Source organism: Acinetobacter qingfengensis, assembly GCF_008693185.1.
Lineage (GTDB): Bacteria > Pseudomonadota > Gammaproteobacteria > Pseudomonadales > Moraxellaceae > Acinetobacter > Acinetobacter qingfengensis.
The window spans coordinates 243620-263917 of sequence record NZ_VXKN01000005.1; the positions used below are offsets into that span (position 1 = coordinate 243620).

General features: G+C 39.4%; 16 protein-coding genes. 6 read left to right on the plus strand and 10 right to left on the minus strand.

The genetic code is table 11. The features are described 5' to 3' along the window. Positions 1-29: 29 nt before the first annotated feature. The gene (locus F4V57_RS08850) at positions 30-2318 is read right to left on the minus strand and encodes a TonB-dependent receptor (RefSeq protein ID WP_070070620.1); all 2289 of its coding nucleotides are present in this window, start codon (positions 2316-2318) and stop codon (positions 30-32) included. A 495-nt stretch (positions 2319-2813) separates the two neighbouring features. Between F4V57_RS08850 and tig the strand changes: the two genes are divergently transcribed. The 3 genes from tig (at position 2814) to clpX (ending at position 6297) form a co-directional block, all read left to right on the plus strand. Beyond that, on the plus strand, positions 2814-4148 hold the full coding sequence (gene tig / locus F4V57_RS08855; RefSeq protein ID WP_070069793.1) for a trigger factor: 1335 nt from the start codon (positions 2814-2816) through the stop codon (positions 4146-4148). Between the two features lie 202 nt (positions 4149-4350). Next, a complete protein-coding gene (gene clpP, locus F4V57_RS08860; protein ID WP_070069794.1) occupies positions 4351-4956 on the plus strand; it encodes an ATP-dependent Clp endopeptidase proteolytic subunit ClpP in 606 nt (201 codons plus the stop codon). 30 nt (positions 4957-4986) lie between these two features. Beyond that, positions 4987-6297, plus strand: a complete 1311-nt coding sequence (gene clpX, locus F4V57_RS08865) for an ATP-dependent protease ATP-binding subunit ClpX (protein ID WP_070069795.1) — start codon at positions 4987-4989, stop codon at positions 6295-6297. 53 nt (positions 6298-6350) lie between these two features. Here clpX and F4V57_RS08870 read toward each other — a convergent pair whose 3' ends face one another. From F4V57_RS08870 to F4V57_RS08895, 6 genes are all read right to left on the minus strand, one after another. Beyond that, positions 6351-7001: a YiiX/YebB-like N1pC/P60 family cysteine hydrolase gene (locus tag F4V57_RS08870; protein ID WP_070069796.1), complete on the minus strand. Its 651-nt coding sequence runs from the start codon at positions 6999-7001 to the stop codon at positions 6351-6353. A gap of 184 nt (positions 7002-7185) precedes the next feature. Continuing rightward, positions 7186-8712: a fumarate hydratase gene (locus F4V57_RS08875; RefSeq protein ID WP_070069797.1), complete on the minus strand. Its 1527-nt coding sequence runs from the start codon at positions 8710-8712 to the stop codon at positions 7186-7188. Between the two features lie 114 nt (positions 8713-8826). Next, entirely contained in the window at positions 8827-9318 is a 492-nt protein-coding gene (locus F4V57_RS08880) for a phosphate-starvation-inducible protein PsiE (RefSeq protein WP_070069798.1), read from the minus strand. 197 nt (positions 9319-9515) lie between these two features. Continuing rightward, positions 9516-11297: an acyl-CoA dehydrogenase family protein gene (locus F4V57_RS08885; RefSeq protein WP_070069799.1), complete on the minus strand. Its 1782-nt coding sequence runs from the start codon at positions 11295-11297 to the stop codon at positions 9516-9518. Between the two features lie 156 nt (positions 11298-11453). After that, positions 11454-13256 (minus strand): acyl-CoA dehydrogenase C-terminal domain-containing protein, encoded by a 1803-nt coding sequence (locus F4V57_RS08890; protein WP_070069800.1) that lies wholly within the window; start codon positions 13254-13256, stop codon positions 11454-11456. 163 nt (positions 13257-13419) lie between these two features. Beyond that, positions 13420-14664 (minus strand): YihY family inner membrane protein, encoded by a 1245-nt coding sequence (locus F4V57_RS08895; RefSeq protein WP_070069801.1) that lies wholly within the window; start codon positions 14662-14664, stop codon positions 13420-13422. A 110-nt stretch (positions 14665-14774) separates the two neighbouring features. Between F4V57_RS08895 and wrbA the strand changes: the two genes are divergently transcribed. Continuing rightward, positions 14775-15377, plus strand: a complete 603-nt coding sequence (gene wrbA, locus F4V57_RS08900; RefSeq protein ID WP_081409200.1) for an NAD(P)H:quinone oxidoreductase — start codon at positions 14775-14777, stop codon at positions 15375-15377. A gap of 29 nt (positions 15378-15406) precedes the next feature. Here wrbA and F4V57_RS08905 read toward each other — a convergent pair whose 3' ends face one another. From F4V57_RS08905 to F4V57_RS08915, 3 genes are all read right to left on the minus strand, one after another. Continuing rightward, a complete protein-coding gene (locus F4V57_RS08905) occupies positions 15407-15991 on the minus strand; it encodes a xanthine phosphoribosyltransferase (protein ID WP_070069803.1) in 585 nt (194 codons plus the stop codon). A 98-nt stretch (positions 15992-16089) separates the two neighbouring features. Then, entirely contained in the window at positions 16090-16791 is a 702-nt protein-coding gene (locus F4V57_RS08910; protein WP_070069804.1) for a DUF3108 domain-containing protein, read from the minus strand. Positions 16792-16905: 114 nt separating this feature from the next. After that, entirely contained in the window at positions 16906-17610 is a 705-nt protein-coding gene (locus F4V57_RS08915; RefSeq protein WP_070069811.1) for a hypothetical protein, read from the minus strand. 230 nt (positions 17611-17840) lie between these two features. Between F4V57_RS08915 and F4V57_RS08920 the strand changes: the two genes are divergently transcribed. Both F4V57_RS08920 and F4V57_RS08925 read left to right on the plus strand, forming a co-directional pair. After that, a complete protein-coding gene (locus F4V57_RS08920; RefSeq protein WP_227515685.1) occupies positions 17841-18731 on the plus strand; it encodes an energy transducer TonB in 891 nt (296 codons plus the stop codon). Between the two features lie 248 nt (positions 18732-18979). Continuing rightward, positions 18980-20298: TonB-dependent receptor plug domain-containing protein (locus F4V57_RS08925; protein ID WP_150330551.1), on the plus strand; the 1319-nt coding region annotated here is incomplete at its 3' end.

Consider the following 20298-nt stretch of genomic DNA (forward strand, 5'->3'; position numbering starts at 1 on the left):
ATAAAAAGGCTATTCAGTAATTGTTAGGATTAATATTTGAAGTTAACCGCAAAGACTGCATTACGACCTTCACCTTCAAAGGCGTAATGGGCAGCATGTGCACTTGTAAAATAACGTTTATCACTAATATTATTAACATTTAACTGTAAATTAATATTGTCATTGACGTTATAACGAGCCATTGCATTATAAATGGTATAGGTTGGCAAAATTTTGGTATTTGCAGTATTTGCATATACTTTATCTTTATATTGAGCGCCGGCACCTAATGTTAATTTCGGGCTAATATCATAAGTTGTCCAGAGCGTAGCACTTTGTTTGGTAACAAATGGGAGTTGATTACCATTTAGTGGCGATGCTGTATATATTGGATTGGTTGATGTACCAGTATTCACATAACCATTATCTGTTAATTCACCATCTAGATAGTTATAGCCTACAGATATTGCCCACTGATCTGTGATATTGCCGTTAATACCGAGCTCAAAACCGTCAACCTTACTACTGCCAACATTAGCAGTTGTACCATCACCATTGGTGACGCGGGTATTTTGTTTTTCGGTACGGAATATTGCAGCAGTAATATTGGCGCGGTTATTGAGTATATCCCATTTTGTTCCTAGCTCGTAAGTACGGGCTTTTTCTGGATCAAGATTTTTAATGGCATCACTTAATGAATCAGAACCATCCCCCTGATCAATGCCGACTGGATTTACAGAAGTGGCATAACTAAAGTAGATACTCCCATTTTTAGTTGGTTTAAAAACTAAACCCGCTTGATAAGAGAAGAAATCTGTATCACTGCTGATGGTTGTTCCTGCAGGTGTTGTAGTTCCACGAGATACAACATCTTTATTATATTTACGTTCAGTATTGAAATCATCCCAGCGAGCGCCAAGATTCAAAATCCATTGCGGTGTAAATTCGATATTGTCTAAGAGATAAATTCCGGTATTACGGCTACGAGTTGTATATTGATTTCGGATACTGCCTAATGTATCCGTAAAAGCACCGTTTTGAGGGTTATTTAGAGAGGTACACCATCCATTATTTGCTGCATCACTTGCGTTACATACTGTGCTAAATACTGTGGATGTTGTTGTACCTGCAGTATTCGTAAAGGTATAGACACCCTGATCAGTACTTTGATAGCTATATTCAACACCTGTATTAAAGCTATGTTTAATTGTGCCAGTATTAAATTTCCCTTTTAGGGATAGTTGGTCACTAAAGCCTTGTGTGTCGACAATACGACTTAATGCACGGCGACTAATAGTTTGGGGATCTCGGTAAATATTACCTTTTGAATCATCAGCATTGGTATAAATATAATCAGATTTAGACTTGGTATAGGTGGCAACATTACCAATGGTTAAATCATCGCTAAAATCATGTTCTAATTTGATGGTTCCAATATGATTTTCACGTTTATCAAAATCACGATTTTTCCAGCCGTAATAAGTGCCTTGTTTAACATTTACAGGTTCACCATTACCTGCTGTACCAGAAATTCCTGTAGGTACAGAAGCATTGTTAAATGGAATACCTGAATCAGGTTCATCATTACTTTTTAGAAAATAATAACTTAATGTTGCACGGTTTGCTGTTCCTAAACCAAAAGCAACACTTGGTGCAATACCGATACGTTTATACTCAGCACCATTGGTTTGTCCAGCCTTATCATTCTGATGTGCCATGACTACTACACGGCCAGCGGTGCCTTTACCAAAATCTTTATTGGCGTCCAGCATGATATGGGCATAATCATCTGTACCATTTGCAATCGTACCCTGATATTGATCTCCTTGATGCGCAGTTTTAGGAATCAGGTTGATACTGCCACCAACACCGCCGCCACCAGAAATGGTCGAACTGGAACCCTTAGTCACTTCAACTTGTTCAACAGCGAACATATCCCGATTTTGAGAAGTTGAATTACGCACACCATCTACATAGATAGATGATTCTGAGCTATAGCCACGAATATAAGGCATATCTGTAAAAGGTGTACCACCTTCACCAGCTGCAAATGTAATTCCCGGAACATTTTGCAAGGCAGTTGCCAGCGTATTCGAGTTGGTATCTGTAAGCAATCTTTGAGAAATAATATCAACAGATTTTGGAGTATCCAGTAAAGGTGCAACATATTTTGTATTGGCAGACTGATCAACCTTTAAATTACTTTGCTCCGCCTGTACTTCGATGGTTGGAAGTTGTGTTGGATCATCTGCTGCATGTGTTGCAAAGGGCAGCGCAACCGTTGCAACAGCCAATAATTGAGATGCACGTTGATGTTTACGACTTTTAATCATGGACATACCAAAGACCTGAAGTAATGAGAATAAAAAATGGAGAATTTGATACATGATGTAACAGTTATGAATGATATTAAGAATTGTTAATAACCACAATAATCGCTGTAATAATTATGAAATGATAATAATTCTTAAAATATTTACTTTTATTGAAAATGGCGATTAAAATGTAGGAAATATCATAATATAATACTTATTGTGATTTTATGATTGGGTAAATCATTTTATGGGAGAAAAATTAATATTTAATGGTATTGGCATCAAATAAAAATAGGGTTTAAAGCTTTAAGAATATTTTTTGATGAAAGGCTGGATAAGCTTTAAAACGCAAAATCTTTTTGTCCAATTTAAGCTTAATTAAGTCAATTTATGATAAGAAAGTTAAAAAATATTACCCAGTATTGAAGAAAAAAACACAAGTTTTGTATATCATGCCATCATGTCATATAATATGGCACTTTTTTAAAACTTGTATTTTTGATAATTAAAGAGGAAGCCATGCAAGTAACGATTGAAGCGGTTTCGGGCGTTGCCCGTCGTTTAAATGTATCTGTACCGACGAGCCGTATTAATGAGCAATTTGAAGCTCGTTTGAAACGTACTGCCAAAACTGTGAAAATCAACGGCTTTCGTCCAGGTAAAGTTCCTGTAAACGTAGTACGCCGTGAATATGGTGCAGGAATTTATCAGGAAGTGGTAAATGACACGATTCGTGATGCAGTATTTGAAGCGATCCAGCAAGAAAAAATCAATGCTGTTGGTATGCCAAACATCGAGAAAGTAGAAAATAAAGACGATGCTTTAGTATTTGAAGCAACTGTTGAAATTTATCCAGAAGTTGATGTAAATGGTTTTACTGATCTTGAAATCGAACGTAAAACAACCGAAATTAAAGATGCAGATGTAGATATCATGATTGAGAATCTACAAAAACAACGTCAAACTTGGGCTGATACCAAAGGCATGGCGAAAAAAGACATGCAAGTAACTTTCGATTTTGAAGGTACAATAGATGGTGAGAAGTTTGAAGGCGGTTCTGCTGAAGACTTTAAATTGGTTCTAGGTTCAGGCCGCATGATTCCGGGCTTTGAAGATGGCATTATTGGCATGAAAAAAGGCGAAGAGAAAGTAATTGATGTGACTTTCCCAGAAGACTATCAGGCCGAAAACCTTGCTGGTAAAGCTGCGCAATTTACAATCACTGTTAAGAAAGTTGAGAAACCACAGCTTCCTGAAATTGATGCTGAATTCTTACAGGTATTTGGTTTATCTGAAGAAGATGGCGTTGAAAAACTTAAAGCTGACGTTCGTAAAAATATGGAACGTGAAGTGAAGAGTGGTCTACGCAATCAGGTCAAACAAGCTGCATTTGATGCATTGGTTGCTGCCAATGAAATCGAAGTACCAAATGCAATGGTTGCACAGGAAATTGATCGTCAGCGTCAACAAATGGTTCAACAATTTACACAGCAATTTGGTGCACAGGGTGCAAAAGCTTTTGACTCAAGTGTATTACCAGATGAATTGTTCAAAGAGCAAGCTGAAAAATCTGTAAAACTTGGTGTATTGGTTTCTAAAGTTTTACAGGATGCAAAACTTGAAGTTGATCAGGAACGTGTAAAATCGTTTATCGAAGATATGGCATCTTCTTATGAAGATCCTACAGAAGTGATCGAATACTTCTCTACTGACAAACAACAACGTGAGCAAATCGAATCAGTTGTTCTTGAAGATCAAGTTGTGGATCATATCCTTGCCAGTGCAAAAGTGACTGAAAAGGAAGTCTCTTATCAAGATCTTCTTGCTGAGCAACAAGCGCGTCAACAAGGTTAATGCTTTTGTAGAAAAAGGCGCAATCTGCGCCTTTTTTTATGTGGTGAATTTGCATAATTCAGGGAGTTTTTTGAGAAACCAATTGATCTATACTTGCTGAACCAGTTATTCAAAGTTATAGTGCGATACTATCATCTAGTCATTTATTATTTGGTGTGCTCAGCTCGCCATCATCTTATAATTCTAAGGAAATAAAATACTCATGTTGATTCCAGACATCAAAAATGCGTTGGTTCCTGTTGTCGTTGAGCAATCTTCTCGTGGTGAACGCTCATTCGATATCTTTTCCCGTTTATTACGTGAACGTGTCATCTTTTTGACTGGAGAAGTGGAAGACAACATGGCAAATTTAATTGTTGCACAAATGTTGTTTCTGGAAGCTGAAAATCCTGATAAGGATATTCATCTTTATATTAACTCTCCGGGTGGTTCTGTCACAGCAGGTATGGCAATTTACGATACCATGCAGTTCATCAAACCTGATGTATCTACAATCTGTATGGGACAGGCGGCTTCTATGGGAGCATTTTTACTTAATGCCGGTGCAAAAGGTAAACGTTACTGTCTGGAAAATGCTCGTGTTATGATTCACCAACCACTTGGTGGTTTCCGTGGACAAGCATCCGACATTGAAATCCACGCACGTGAAATCTTATTTATTAAAGAACGTTTAAACCGTTTAATGGCTGAACACAGCGGTCAAGATTATGAAATTGTTGCACGTGATACAGATCGTGATAATTTTATGACTGCACAGGCAGCAAAAGCGTATGGTTTGGTTGATGAAGTACTGACTAAACGTCTTTAATCCCTAGTAATACTGAATTTTGGAGTAGATATGTCCGAATCCACCAAAGGGCAAAAATGTTGTTCATTTTGTGGTAAATCACAGGCAGAAGTCGGCAAATTGATCGCCGGTGAAGATGCATATATTTGTAATGAGTGTATTGATGTCTGTCTGGATTTGGTACAAACAAGTCAACAAGTTGAATCAGGGGATTGGGCGTCACGTCCTTTACCGAAGCCTCATGAAATTCGTGCGGCGCTAGATCAATATGTCATTGGTCAGGATTGGGCGAAAAAAACTTTGGCGGTTGCCGTTTATAATCATTATAAGCGTCTGAAGTTGACACAATCATCCAGTGCAAAAAAAGACATTGAATTGGCCAAAAGTAATATTTTACTGATTGGGCCAACAGGTTCAGGTAAGACTTTGCTGGCACAGACATTAGCACGCTTACTGGATGTGCCTTTTGCCATGGCTGATGCAACCACATTAACAGAAGCAGGCTATGTGGGCGAAGATGTGGAAAACATCGTCCAGAAACTCCTGCAAAAAGCTGATTATGATGTTGAGAAAGCACAAAAAGGCATTATCTACATTGATGAGATCGACAAGATTACCCGAAAATCAGAAAATCCATCAATTACCCGAGATGTTTCGGGTGAAGGTGTACAACAAGCCTTGTTGAAAATGATTGAAGGTACAGTTGCATCAATTCCACCGCAGGGCGGTCGTAAGCATCCGCAGCAGGAATTCATTCAAATCGATACATCAAATATTTTATTTATTTGTGGTGGTGCTTTTGCCGGTCTGGAAAAAATTGTCCAACAACGCCATGAGAAAGGTGGTATTGGTTTTAATGCAGAAGTGAAAAAGAAAGATGAGTCCAAAGGTCTGGGGCAGCTTTTTAGAGAAGTTGAACCGGAAGATCTGATTAAGTTTGGTCTAATCCCGGAGTTCATCGGTCGTTTACCTGTGATTGCAACGCTTGAAGAATTGGATGAAGATGCTTTGGTGCAGATTTTGACTGAACCAAAAAATGCTTTAACCCGTCAATATCAACATTTATTTGATATGGAAAATGTGGATCTGGTATTTGAAGCACAAGCATTACGTGCAGTAGCGAAAAAAGCATTGGAACGTAAAACTGGAGCGAGAGGTTTACGTTCTATTCTAGAGAATGTATTGCTAGATACCATGTATGATCTGCCAAGTGCAGAGAATATCGGTAAAGTTACGATTACTGAACAAGTGATTAATGCAAATGCGAAACCTGAGCTGGGTACGGAGCGTTTACCGAAATCTGAATCAACAACTGAAGAAGACAAATCAGATTTGAAAGTCATTGATTCAAAATCAGCCTAATCTGGATTTATCTGAAAAAAAACGCATGATCATTCATGCGTTTTTTTATGCCATTAAGGATAAACGGGTATGGTTTTAAATTTAAGTCGTCCAATGGGCTGTAACTTTTCTGATTTCGACAAATCGTTTGGATTGGTTCCCGGTTGATCTTGTGGGACGTCCAAACCTTGACGAGCATATAGTTGAATCCAGTAGTCATCAATTTTACCGGTTTTCAGGTTTTTAAAATTCATTGGCTGTAAATGAAAAATTTGGTCTTTACGAAAAGCCCGCTCCACAAAATCTGAACAGTAATAACGTTGATCATCAAGAATATAGCTAAAGTTATAAGGTTTGCCTAGCATAGTTTTTGCCGTGTTGATGGCTTGAGCAATACTGGATTGATATTCAGGTTTTAAACGGTAAACATAAACCTGTTTTCCCCGTTGCTGATTGCGAGATAAAAAAATTGAGATATTCTCTGACCTTGAACCAGCTTCATCAGCATGTAAAATTGAGAATTGATGCCCTTGTGTCGATACCAATCCCACATGATCAAAACTTAAAGTTTGTCCCTGATGGGTAGCACTATCAATTGCAGCACTAATGCCCTGATGATTGGTCGTAACAAATACCAGATCACCATTTTGTAATTCAATTGCAAATCCTGAGCTTGTCATTCCCAAACTCAGGCTTATGCCAATGACAAAATGTTTAAAGTCCATACTGATCCTAACAATTTTTATATGATCAATATTCTAATCAATTGCGAGAAATTCGGAATTGTATAAACTACCATCCTATAACGAATAAGGTCTGCTGAATAATCAACAGACCCTAAAATTTTCATGATGACACTATGGAAAAATACCGGATTGTCACCGATAGTGATGATCCGGTGAGTAGGTGTTAAACTACAGCAGCATCCACTACCGGAATTTTACCAATTTTTTCCTGCCAAATTTTCGGTGCAATTGCATGAATAGATGTCCCATTGACATCAACTGCCACAGAAACAGGCATGTCTTCTACGACAAACTTGTAGATGGCTTCCATTCCTAAATCTGCAAAAGCCACAACTTCGGCTTCCCGAACTGCTTTGGAAACCAGATAGGCTGCACCGCCTACGGCCATGAGATAAGTGGCTTGATTGTCTTTAATGGCTGCAACGGCTGTTGGACCACGATCCGCTTTGCCGATCATACCGAATAATCCGGTATTTTCTAAAACCTTACGGGTAAATTTATCCATACGGGTTGCGGTTGTCGGGCCAGCAGGGCCAACCACTTCATCACCGACAGGATCAACAGGGCCAACGTAATAGATAAATTTTCCTTTCAGATCAACAGGTAGTTCTTCACCATTATCGATCATTTCAACTAGGCGTTTATGTGCTGCATCACGACCTGTATACATGGTGCCATTCAGCAGAAGTGTATCTCCGGGTTTCCATGCATTCATTTCTTCTTGTGTGATGCTATCCAGATTTACACGTTTAGATTTTGATGCATCCCAGGTAACTTCAGGATAATCTTCCAGTTTTGGCGCCTGAATATGCGCAGGACCAGAACCATCTAGCTGAAAGTGTGCATGGCGAGTGGCTGCACAGTTTGGAATCATGCCGACTGGTTTTCCGGCTGCATGACATGGGTAATCTTTGATTTTAATGTCCAAGACGGTAGTTAAGCCACCCAGACCTTGTGCACCGATGCCTAGAGCATTTACTTTTTCAAAGATTTCAATACGTAATTCTTCAATATTGTTTTGTGGCCCGCGGCGTAGAAGTTCATCCATATTGATTTCTTCCATGAGAGCTTCTTTTGCCAGCATCATGGCTTTTTCCGCAGTACCGCCAATACCGATACCAAGCATACCCGGTGGACACCAGCCAGCGCCCATGGTTGGTACAGTTTTAAGCACCCAGTCTACAATTGAATCGGATGGGTTAAGCATAGCCAGTTTAGATTTATTTTCTGAGCCACCACCTTTTGCCGCAACAGTAATGTCAACTTTATTGCCGGGTACGAGTTTGTAATGAATGACTGCTGGTGTATTGTCTTTGGTATTTTTCCGACCAAAAGCAGGATCGGATAAAACAGATGCACGAAGGACGTTACTATTTTCGAGGTAACCCTGGCGAACACCTTCATTTACGGCATCATCCAGACTCATATTCAGGTCAAATTTAACATCCAGACCGACTTCCAGAAATACGTTAACAATACCTGTGTCTTGACAGATTGGTCGATGACCTTCTGCGCACATGCGAGAGTTAATCAGAATTTGTGCAATGGCATCCTTGGCTGCCTTGTTCTCTTCACGATCATACGCACGACTCATTGCCTGAATAAAGTCTTGTGGATGATAGTAGGAAATAAATTGTAAGGCATCTTTGATCGAAACGATCAAATCATCCTGTTTGATAATCGTTGTCATAACTTTCAATCTCTTGTGCGGGCAGTAAGCTAGCGCAGACGATTATACGAAAATTTGTTCGGCTTGTGGTAGATTTACCGACTCAATTGAGTTTTAGTTTATATTGAATGTTATTCAGGCCAGTTCATCATCTTCAGGACGAGGAGTTTTGCCATTTGGAATATTGTGTTCATTATGTTTTTGTCGTACAACCGATGGATAATGCCATGATGCATAGCGCACAATAAGGATGGCCACTGCCAGTAATAAAATCGCACCAGTAATAATTAATTGTCCCATATCGGCTTTATGTTCATGTTGAATATTGGAGATTAGCAAGCGAGTGAGGGCGGTAATGGCGACATAAATCAGAAAGCGTACAGGCATGTGGTTAGTTTTAAAGTAAATGCCAACCATTGCACCCAGTTCCAGATAGATAAATAGTAATAAAATATCGTCAATCGACGCAAAGTTTTTAACTGTAAAAATTTCAATAATTGTGTGACTGGCAGACCAGATAATCATGGCACCAATCATTAATAGCATCAGATAATGAAATGCGCCAACCAGATAATTACCGATTTCATCGAGAAATTTATCTAATTTATCTAAAGTCTGTTTTTTCATTATTTTACCCAAGCTAAAAATGATAAGAAATCGCAGGTTTCAAGCTAAACAATGCTTCACCGTGGCATGATGTTTAAGTCTATAAAAAGTGTCATCAATAAAAAACGACGATTGTTAAAAAATAACAGATTTTGCGTAGAAGTGATAAAAAAATCGCCCATAATTTTAATGAGCGATTTGATCTAATCCTCTGAGGATTAAGATTGTGTAGTGAAATAATCTTGATCAAAGTGCATGATGATATCACTACCACTTTGAATGCGCATAATGCGTAATTTCAAATCCGGCAAAATACGGGCGACGAAATAACGTGCCAGCATTAATTTGTTTTGATAAAACTCTGTCTGTTTATCCAGTGCAGCATGGCAAATTTTTGCAAACATGTAACTAAAGCTAAGTAAGCCAACAGCATGTAAATAATCTACAGCAACGGTATTGGAAAAGTTGGCATCCTCGTGCGCTGTGTCGATAATATAGCGTGTGATCACTTCAATTTCTGTAGCACTGTCTAGTGTTACGTCCTTGATAAAGTTGAGTTCTGATGGCAGTTGGTTAACTTCTTCACGAATTTCATCAATGAAAGCCTGAATAAATGCGCCATCATTTTTAATCACTTTGCGACCAATTAAGTCCTGTGATTGTACGCCATTGGTTCCTTCGTAAATTTGTGCAATACGTAAATCACGAACACATTGTTCCAATCCCCACTCACGGATATAACCATGTCCACCAAAACACATTTGAGCATCGAGAACAGCGTTAAAAGCTGTGTCGGTCAGATAAGCTTTGGCAATGGGTGTGAGCAGTGCAACACGATCATTGGCAATTTTAATTGCTTCGGCATCTGTAGAAAATTTGGTAATGTCGAGTTGCTGGGCAACATAGACAGCGAAAGCTCGGGAAGCTTCATTGTTGGCACGTGCGTTTAGTAGCATACGGCGTACATCACCATGAACCAAAATACTATCAGCCGGTTTTTGCGGGGATTGCGTTCCTGAGGCACTGCGTCCCTGTAAACGGTCTGTTGCATATTGTGCAGCATTTTGATAAGCAAATTCCGAAGCCCCTAAGCCTTGAATGCCCATGGATAGGCGTTCATAATTCATCATAACGAACATGGCAGCAAGCCCTTCATTTTCATTACCTACCAGATACCCTTTAGCACCGTCAAAATTCATGACACAGGTGGCAGAAGCCTTGATGCCCATTTTATGCTCAATCGAACCAGGACCAACGGCATTACGTTCGTCCAGATGACCATCATCATTAACCAGATATTTCGGTACGATAAATAGGGAAATTCCACGGGAACCTGCGGGTGCATCTGGAGTTTTGGCTAAAACCAGATGAATGATATTTTCAGTAAGATCATGATCTCCACCGGTAATAAATATTTTAGTACCAGTAATGTGATAACTACCATCAGCATTTGGTTCTGCTTTGGTTTTGATTATGCCCAAATCTGTACCTGCATGAGGCTCGGTAAGACACATGGTTCCTGTCCATTCACCGGAATAAATTTTCGGTAAGTATTTTTCCTTTTGTTCCTGTGATGCATAACTGCTAAGAGCCATGCCTGCACCAACAGAAAGAAGAGGGTACAGCATAAAAGAAGGATTGGTGGCAAATAACATTTCATCTGCCAATACTGTCAGCATTTTTGGCATGCCTTGACCGCCCCATTCTTCATCAGCACTTAGGCCAATCCAGCCACCTTCGGCATATTGTTTAAAAGCGTCCTTAAAGTTGGTCGCAGTGTAAACTTGTCCATTTTCAAAACGCGCGCCTTCTTCATCGCCCGAGCGGTTAATGGACAAGGTAATATTTTGTGTAAATTTTGCCATTTCTTCAAGAATGGCATCAGCAGTTGCACTATCCAGATGTGCAAGTTTTTCATTGGCTTGCCAAAATTGTGGCGCATTAAATACCTCATTGAGGATAAAGCGCATATCGGCTAATGGTGCATTATAAATTGGCATAATTTTCACCTGTTCCTATCGTTTTATTACCAGTTTAAGGTGTTCAATTTTCCCTTAAATTGCTTTTGGTTTACTGTTATTCCTAAATATTTTATATAAAAGGCTGACGGTTTAACATCAGCCTTTCATGAATTCTTGCAAAAAAATCCGGGGATTTTAGATGATAAAATCATCCGCAGATAATGCCATTAACGTGCCAACACCAGTGTTGATGATGGCAGTATGTGCGCGAGTACGTGGCAGAATTTTACTGAAATAAAATTTTGCTGTATTGATTTTTGCACCGTAGAATGCTGTTTCAGTAGAGCCTTCAGCTAGCTTTTGCTGTGCAACCGCAGCCATATTTGCCCAAAAATAGGCTAGTGTTACATAACCTGAGAAGTATAGGTAATCTACCGCAGCAGCACCGACTTCGTCTGGATTTTCTTGCGCCTTGGCACCAATTTGATTGGTAATGTCGCCCCATTGTTTTAGGTGTGTGGCAAGTGGTGCAATAAATTCTGCCAGTTGAGCATTGTCTTTATGTTGCTCACAGAACTGGGTAACAATTTGAATAAAGTCTTTAAGCAAGGCACCTTTGCTTTGCAATACTTTACGGCCTAATAAATCTAGTGCCTGAATTTCAGTGGTTCCTTCGTATAGGCAGGCAATACGGGTATCACGAACAATTTGTTCCATGCCATGCTCGGATATAAAGCCGTGTCCACCAAAGACCTGAACACCTTTATTGGCAGCTTCATAACCTGTTTCGGTTAAAAATGCTTTGGCAATCGGTGTCAGAAATGACAAGATATTATCCGCAGATTGACGTGCTTCTTCTGTGGCCGCATGTTCGACAAGATCAGCATATTGCGACAGGAAATAAACCAGTGCACGACCACCTTCTGCAAATGCTTTTTGGGTTAATAACAGGTTACGTACGGCTGGATGCACAATGATTGGGTCGGCTTCTTTATCAGGGTTTTTTGCACCAGACAACGCGCGCATGGCCAGACGTTCTCTTGCATAAGTCACAGCACCTTGAAAAGATGATTCTGATGCAGCCAAGCCTTGAATTGCTGTGCCAATTCGAGCAGTATTCATAAAAGTAAACATGCAGTTAAGACCGCGATTTTCCGGGCCAATTAAGTAACCTTTTGCCTGATCAAAGTTAATTACACAGGTTGCATTACCATGAATACCCATTTTATGTTCGATAGATCCACAGCGTACTGCATTACGTTCAGCGAGACTACCATCAGCATTGACGTTGATTTTCGGGACGATAAATAAGGAAATTCCCTTGGTGCCTCTCGGTGCGCCCGGTAGACGTGCCAATACAATATGAACAATATTCTCTGCCATGTCATGTTCCCCGGCAGAGATAAAGATTTTTTCGCCACTGATTGCATAACTACCATCGCTATTCGGTTCAGCTTTGGTGCGAATAATTCCCAAATCGGAACCAGCATGAGATTCGGTCAGACACATGGTTCCAGTCCATTCGCCAGAGACCAGTTTTGGCAAATAGGTATTTTTTTGTTGATCTGAGCCATGATGTTCAATTGTACGCACGGCACCATGTGAAAGCCCCGGATACATTCCCCAAGCCCAGTTGGATGAGCCAACCATCTCTGAAATGACACTGCCTAATGAATTTGGTAAAGCTTGTCCGCCATATTGTTCTTCTGCGGTTAGAGAAGGAAAACCAAGTTCGATATATTTTTGATAGGCTTCTTTAAATCCTGTTGGTGTCGTCACTACACCATCATGCCATTGACAGCCTTCCCGGTCGCCAATCTGGTTTAACGGAGCTAATTCGTTTTCACAAAAGTCTGCCGCAGTTTCAAGATACTGGTCGACTAATTCACGGCTTACGGTATCTGCAAATGCAGGTAAACTGGCATAGTGTTGTTCAATATTTAATAATTCATGTAATACGAATTGCATATCACGTAAAGGGGCTTTGTATTGTGGCATGTCATCGTTCCTCAATTCTGGTTAGACCAGTTCCTGATGTAAGCTTTTAATCTATGTTTATGCTGCTATATCTATGGCAGGGACACAAGACTTTCAAGTGTATTGTCCGTGACTTGAAAGTCAGTGATTTTTGTCGGGGTAAATTACCTCACAAAAAATAGTGTTATTGATGATCAAAAATACGATCTAAGGGGATTGCCAGTTTTGCTGCCAGATAATCATCAGACTCTGCCAGTGTTGGACCAATGACTTTCATCCAATGGTCATCAGGATGTACATTCCCCAGATCCTTGCGATGCGGTAATGGATAAGGCAATTCACTGACAAAACTCCAAAAATCTACCTGACTCAGATTGCGAATTAATGCATATTCATCATTTTCTGTTCGGGCAATCAGATGTTGTTTTTCTAGTAGCTCGATATAATACGGCCAACGACCGATTTCTCCGCGACCAAGAATATCCAATGCCTCCTCATCCTTGACTGCCTTGCCTTCTTGTTGTTTTTGATAAAATAAATTTAAGATATCCAGTAACATGAGGATTGGATGACGGGTAATGGTTTTATCAGAATGAAAGGCAGTAATGCCATAGCTTAGTTCTACACCAAATAACAATACAACCCATGAAGTATAAATCCACAATAAAAAAATCGGTACGGCAGCAAATGCGCCATAAACTAACTGGTAACTGGTGAAGTTACTCATGATAAAACCGAATAAATGTTTGATCAGTGTAAATACAATGCCGGTAATAATCCCGGCAATAAATGCAGACCGGATCGGGACACTTCGATTTGGAATTGTCCAATACAATAAACTAATCCCGATACAGGTTAGAGCGAAAGAAGTCGCGGATAAAATAAAAGCAAAATCCAGTTCATAACCTTCAACTGTATTACTGAGTAAGTTCATGGAGGTTACTGTTGATGATAATACGAATGCTGTACCGAGAATGATTGGTCCCAAAGAAATAATCGTCCAGTAACGCATAAATCCGACAATACCACCACGTGATTGTCGGACTCGCCAAATGCGGTTAAATGCCTCTTCAATACTTGAAAGCATCATCACTGTGGTAATAAATAAAAATATAATCCCAATAACAGTCAAATTGCTGGATTTCTCTGTGAAAGCATCTAATGCCTTATCAAAAGCAATTGAACTTTTGGGTAAAAAATTACTGTAAATCCAGACTTGTAATTGCTGACGAGCAGGTTGTAAGGCATTAATTGAAGAAACAATAACCAGAAACACGGTCAGCATAGGGACAACAGCAAACAGTGTGGTATAGGTCAACGCACCCGCTTGTTCACGGCAGCGATCTGCCTCGAAACGTTTAATGACAAACAGCAAAAATTGAACCCATTGTTTTTTCCAGATTGCTGAGGCTTTGATTTTATTGAGCATTGAGCGTCCTCATCATTTTAAATTCATTATTTGAGTGGCTTGAAGCAAATAGACTAACATTACTTGTTCAAAATTGCGTATGATTTCACGTAAGTCGTGTAATTTAGTGAATGAAGATGACACAATCTTATGTATTGGTGCTGTATTACAGCAAATATGGCAGCACAAAAAAAATTGCCCATCATATTGCTACAGGAATTGAAAATCAGGGTGTAAACGTAAAAATTCGCACTGTTCCTGAGATTTTTCCGGTAGTGGCACAAGCACAGGCCAGCATTCCGGAACAGGGAGATATTTACTGTACGCTGGATGAGCTGGCAAATTGTTCCGGTTTGGCACTGGGTAGTCCAACCCGCTTTGGGAATATGGCCAGTCCGCTTAAATATTTTCTGGATCAAACCACGAGTCTGTGGCTCAGTGGCGCATTACATGGCAAACCTGCCAGTGTATTTACATCCACAGGCTCAATGCATGGCGGGCAGGAAACGACTTTGCTCAGTATGTATTTGCCATTATTACATCATGGGATGTTAATGATGGGGTTGAGTAATCAACACGCAGCATTATCTAATACCAAGACCGGTGGCACACCTTACGGTGTGAGTCATGTCAGTGGTCCCCGCCATGATCAGGACATTTCTGAAGATGAAAAAAAATTGGCAATTATTCAGGGTGAGCGCTTGGCACAATTAGTACAACAATTGGCAAAATAATACCGATTTTTATCATAAAAAAGAGAGCTTTAATTGCTCTCTTCTCTTACAAAAGTGACCTGACCCTCAGTCAATGATTTGACTCGTGCCAAGGATTCTACATGAAAACCTTTTTCATCCAGTAATTGGCGACCACTCTGAAAAGATTTCTCAATCACAATGCCAATACCACATACAGTTGCGCCTGCTTGTTGAATGAGATCAACCAATGCTAAAGCTGCATGACCATTTGCCAGAAAATCGTCAATAATTAATACATGATCATCCGCAGCAATATGTTTTTTTGAAATGGCAATGGTGCTTTCGGTTTGCTTGGTAAAGGAAAACACTTTAGAACGATACAAATCATCTTTAAGCGTTAACGACTGATATTTACGTGCAAAAATTACCGGGACATCAAGTTCCAGACCGGCCATCACGGCTGGTGCAATTCCTGAAGCTTCAATGGTGACAATTTTGCTGATCCCGGCAGCTTTAAAACGCTGGGCAAATTCAACACCAATTTGTTGCATCAGTTTTGGATCAATTTGATGGTTTAAAAAGGCATCTACTTTTAGAACCTGATCAGAAAGGACAATACCTTCGGTCAGAATTTTTTGTTCTAGTGCATGCACGGAAGAAATCCTCTAAGGCGGGTGCTTTTAAAGCAAAGGCATATTTTAAAAACCCTTTCTAAAAAAGCAAGTCACCATGCCGGAATTCTGAAAAAAATCTAGCCATGTGTCTTTAATAACAGGCTATAACTGGTTTTTTCGTCCTGATGTGTCACTTTGACTGGCAGATAATCCAGACTTGGTGCAATCCAGAAATAGGTATTACGTTTATCACTACTATGTTTTAAACGAATTTTAACAGTGTCATAGGTTTTACCATCTGCGGCTTTGACTTTTTCGGCACCAAGACGTACAAATTGGCGATTTTCCACTGCCTTATAACTGGCAATCGGATAACTGGATTTTATGCCACCATTTTGTAAATCCTCACGTACCTGTAATTCGGCATTAAGGTCATCTAGTACGCCGGGTTTCCACGTCAATACGCGTTGTTGGCCTTTACGAGAAGTTACAATTTGTTTTTGTTGTGGTTTAAAGTTCAGGCTGACAGTATCTGAATGTACTAGAATTTTAGTTTGGCGATTATAACTGATAGATTGAATACGACCATTGCCAATAGAAAATTTACTGACCTCTGAGGCATTCCCGATAAGTGGAATCTTGGCATTAAATTGATAGGTCCAAACATTGCCATTGCGGGAAAGTTGGCGTGTGGCATCGCCCATGTTCTTATTATTATAGCTAAATTGATAAGTTGCTTGAAAAGGGCTAAGCGCGTGACTTGATACAGCAAAACCAAGACCTGCTGCTGTTATCGTTGATAAAGCAACGCCACGGACTACAGCAGATAAATTTTTCATACGAGCCTCTATTTTCAATTTGTTGAGATAACTTTTACCTTAAAAAACATTCAGATCAATTACGATGTATAAAATGTATCAGGGTGTGAAATATTATAAACCGATCTTGGATAATTAATCCTGATTTGGCAATGCTTTTTCAGTGTTGAGTTTATCGGTATCAACTTTCTTTTCTTCTATATTATCCTTTTGCTGATCTTTGGCCATAATTTCCAGCATATCGTCCTTATCCCGATTCAATAATGCCGCTAGATTTACATTGGCATGTACAATCAGTTCTTTGGGTTTAAGCACACCATGATTAATATTAAATTTGCGTAAAGCATCAAATTTACTTAGCCAGCGACTTAAATCCAGATACAGCAATCCATGTTTAACATCGATAATATTATATTTCTGTAAAATTGGCCCTAAAGGATCTTTTCCTAAAATTTTTCTAAAGAAAAATAACGCCGCATGAGTTCCCCATTTTTTAAACTTACTGTCAAAGCGCGCCTCAATAATTTGTGTTGGGCTAATTTGCTCAAAAACAATTAACTGACTTTTTTTATTAATGACCATTTGTACCAGTTTTAGATCTACAGATAAGGCAGCATAAATTCCTGCGACATCTACTGTGGCATATAACCGTAACCAGTCTTCATCAATTTCGGCATGTAAATCTTTAAGTAATCCCACATTATCTGTAACGTAACGTTGCAAGGCCGAATTGAGCATATTCTGAGAAATTGAAAAATCTCTTTCTTCCTCAATAAACCCTTCAGCATGTCGATAAATTTGCTGTACAGAAGAAGTAATTTTAGAAAAAATATTCGCCATTGTGCTTGTCTGATCCATTGCTAATGCTAACTGATAAGTAAATAATGAAAAAAGAAATATTTTCAGTATAGAGTATTGTGCTTAAAATAGGTGACTAACTGTATCAGCAAGGTTCTTTCTCATATCAAAACAATTGATTTTTGGGAAAAACCGTTTATATCGCTGAGTAATTATATGAATAGAAATGTGATTTTTTCAATAATTTTTGGTAAAGGGGTGTGTTCTGTCACATGAAAATGCAATTCTGGCCTAGCTTTAACTTCACTAGAATTTCCAGAAAGTGGTGGCAGGATCCGGTGTTTTTGTTGGCATTGGGTTTGGCGGTGATTTGTCATGCAATATTGTTAAGCATTCATTTTGTGGTCAATCATTCACCTGAGGCTTCAGTTAAGGATGTTACAGTTGCAGTACACCTCACTCCTGAAAAAATTGAAAAAGCTGACCTTTTGGCACAAGCCAATCAAAAAGGGGATGGCGAACTTAAACAGGTTCATGCCCAGACCACACCGATTCCATTAAACGCTCCAGATAGCTCAATGGGCGAAGAAGAACAGCAAATGCTAGAACAACTGGCACAAAAACAACAATTAAGTTTTGAAGAACGAATGTTGATGACGACCTTGAGTTGGCAAAAACAACAGCAGCAACAGCAAAGAAAAAAGCAACAGGATGAAATTCAAAGCCAGCGACAGGCCCGCGCTGCCATGATTGCCAGCATTGAAGCACAGTATGCACAGCGTCAGCAGATATACAGTAAACAACAAAGAATTAAAACCGTCACAGGCATTAGTGCCAAACAAGATGCTTCGGCTGCGTATCTGGATCGGTTTCGACAAAAAGTTGAAATGTTTGGTAATCGCTATTATCCGGATGCAGCCAGACAACAGGATTTATCAGGTGAAGTGCGCTTGATGGTCATTATTAATTCACAGGGTGGGTTACGTGCATTACATTTATTGGACAGCTCTGGCAATCCGATTCTAGATGAAGCCGCTAAAGCCTCCGTGCGTAAAGCCATGCCATTTGGTGCATTCGATGCTGGAATGAAAGGTATTAGTGAGTTAAGAATTGTCCGTACATGGCGTTTTGATGCCCAAAATTCAGTATTTTCTGTGCATTAATTACCTTTTGCAACAAGCTCTTATCTTCTTAAAGTGTATAGGTCTAATAGTTTCCAAAAGCATAAATGAGTATACTGTTAAAATGGCTATAAATTTACAAAATAAACAATAAATGAATTTTCTGTAATTTTTTTAAATTTGTTTGCGTGTTTTTGCTTCACTATTCGTCATATTAAATAAGGAACAAGAATTTTTTTTAGATCAATTTGGTAAATGATTATCATTTGATCGATTGCTCGGGGCATCGCATGCAAAATCATCAACCTAAACGAACGCTCAAACAATTAAGCCTTGGTATTTCAATGGCTTTGGCTGCTTCAATGGCCGCTATCCCTGTTTATGCTGCACCGGCAACAACATCACAGTATCAAATAAAACAAGGTAGTTTAACTGATGCACTGAATACAGTTGCACAACAAGCAAACGTTAGCTTACTGGTTGATGCCAAAAAAACCAATGCTTATCAGGTTGCCGGATTAAGTGGGCAATATAGCGTTGAAGATGCGTTTGGAAAATTACTGGCAGGAAAACCTTTCCAGATCCAAAAGACTCCGGCAGGTTATATCCTGCGTGATGCACCAATTCTTACAGCACAGACTCAAACAACGGCATCCCATCCGGTTGCTACAAATGCAAGCCAAGCTGCCAATAACAATAATAAGATAGAACAACAAGAAAATGATCAGCGCACAGAACAAGAAGCAGTCCAGCTTGCACCTCTAGTTATCTATGGTCAGAAAGATCGGGATACACAAGGCTATGATGATGTATATGATAAAAATTACAGTACAGTTTACGCAGGAAAAGACCTGATTGAACGTTTTAAAGGCACTACACCATCTGATTTATTTAAAGGTATGGCCAATGTGTATAGTGGTGATGCCCGCAATAGTGGTGCTTTAGATCCGAATATCCGGGGAGTACAGGGCGAAGGACGTGTACCGGTAACGATTGATGGTACAGAACAGGCTTTAACGGTATGGCGTGGTTATAATGGAGCAAATAATCGAAATTACATCGATCCAAATTTGATCAGTAGTATTTCAATTATAAAAGGTTCTGGATTAAATAGGGATGTAAGGACAGGGATTGGAGGAGGGGTAGCTGCAACAACACTACAGGTTGATGATATTGTCCGCCCAGGAGAAAAATACGGTATAGAGATTAAATTAGAGGGCAGTACGAATACAACAAAAGAACGTATTCCCAAATCTTATGCAGGACAAGATTATCGTGATGTCGTTGAGGAAACAGGAATAGCCTGGACGGGTTCTGTTTACTCAGATCCTTTATCTGCAATCGTGCCAGAAACCAAAGGAAATGATTTAAATAATTTAGAAGATAAAGCATTTAGGGTTGCTGTTGCTACAAAGCAGGATAACTTTGATTTATTAGCAGCTTATGCTTATCGTAGTCGTGGTAATTATTTTGCTGGAAATAGTGGTAGCGGCTTCTTTGCAAAAGAAGATGGTTTAACGGTTGGTGATTTTAACTATGTTCCGTTTATGGCGAATGTTTATCAACCCAATAAAGAAGTAAGTAATACATCTATGAGAATGGAGTCATA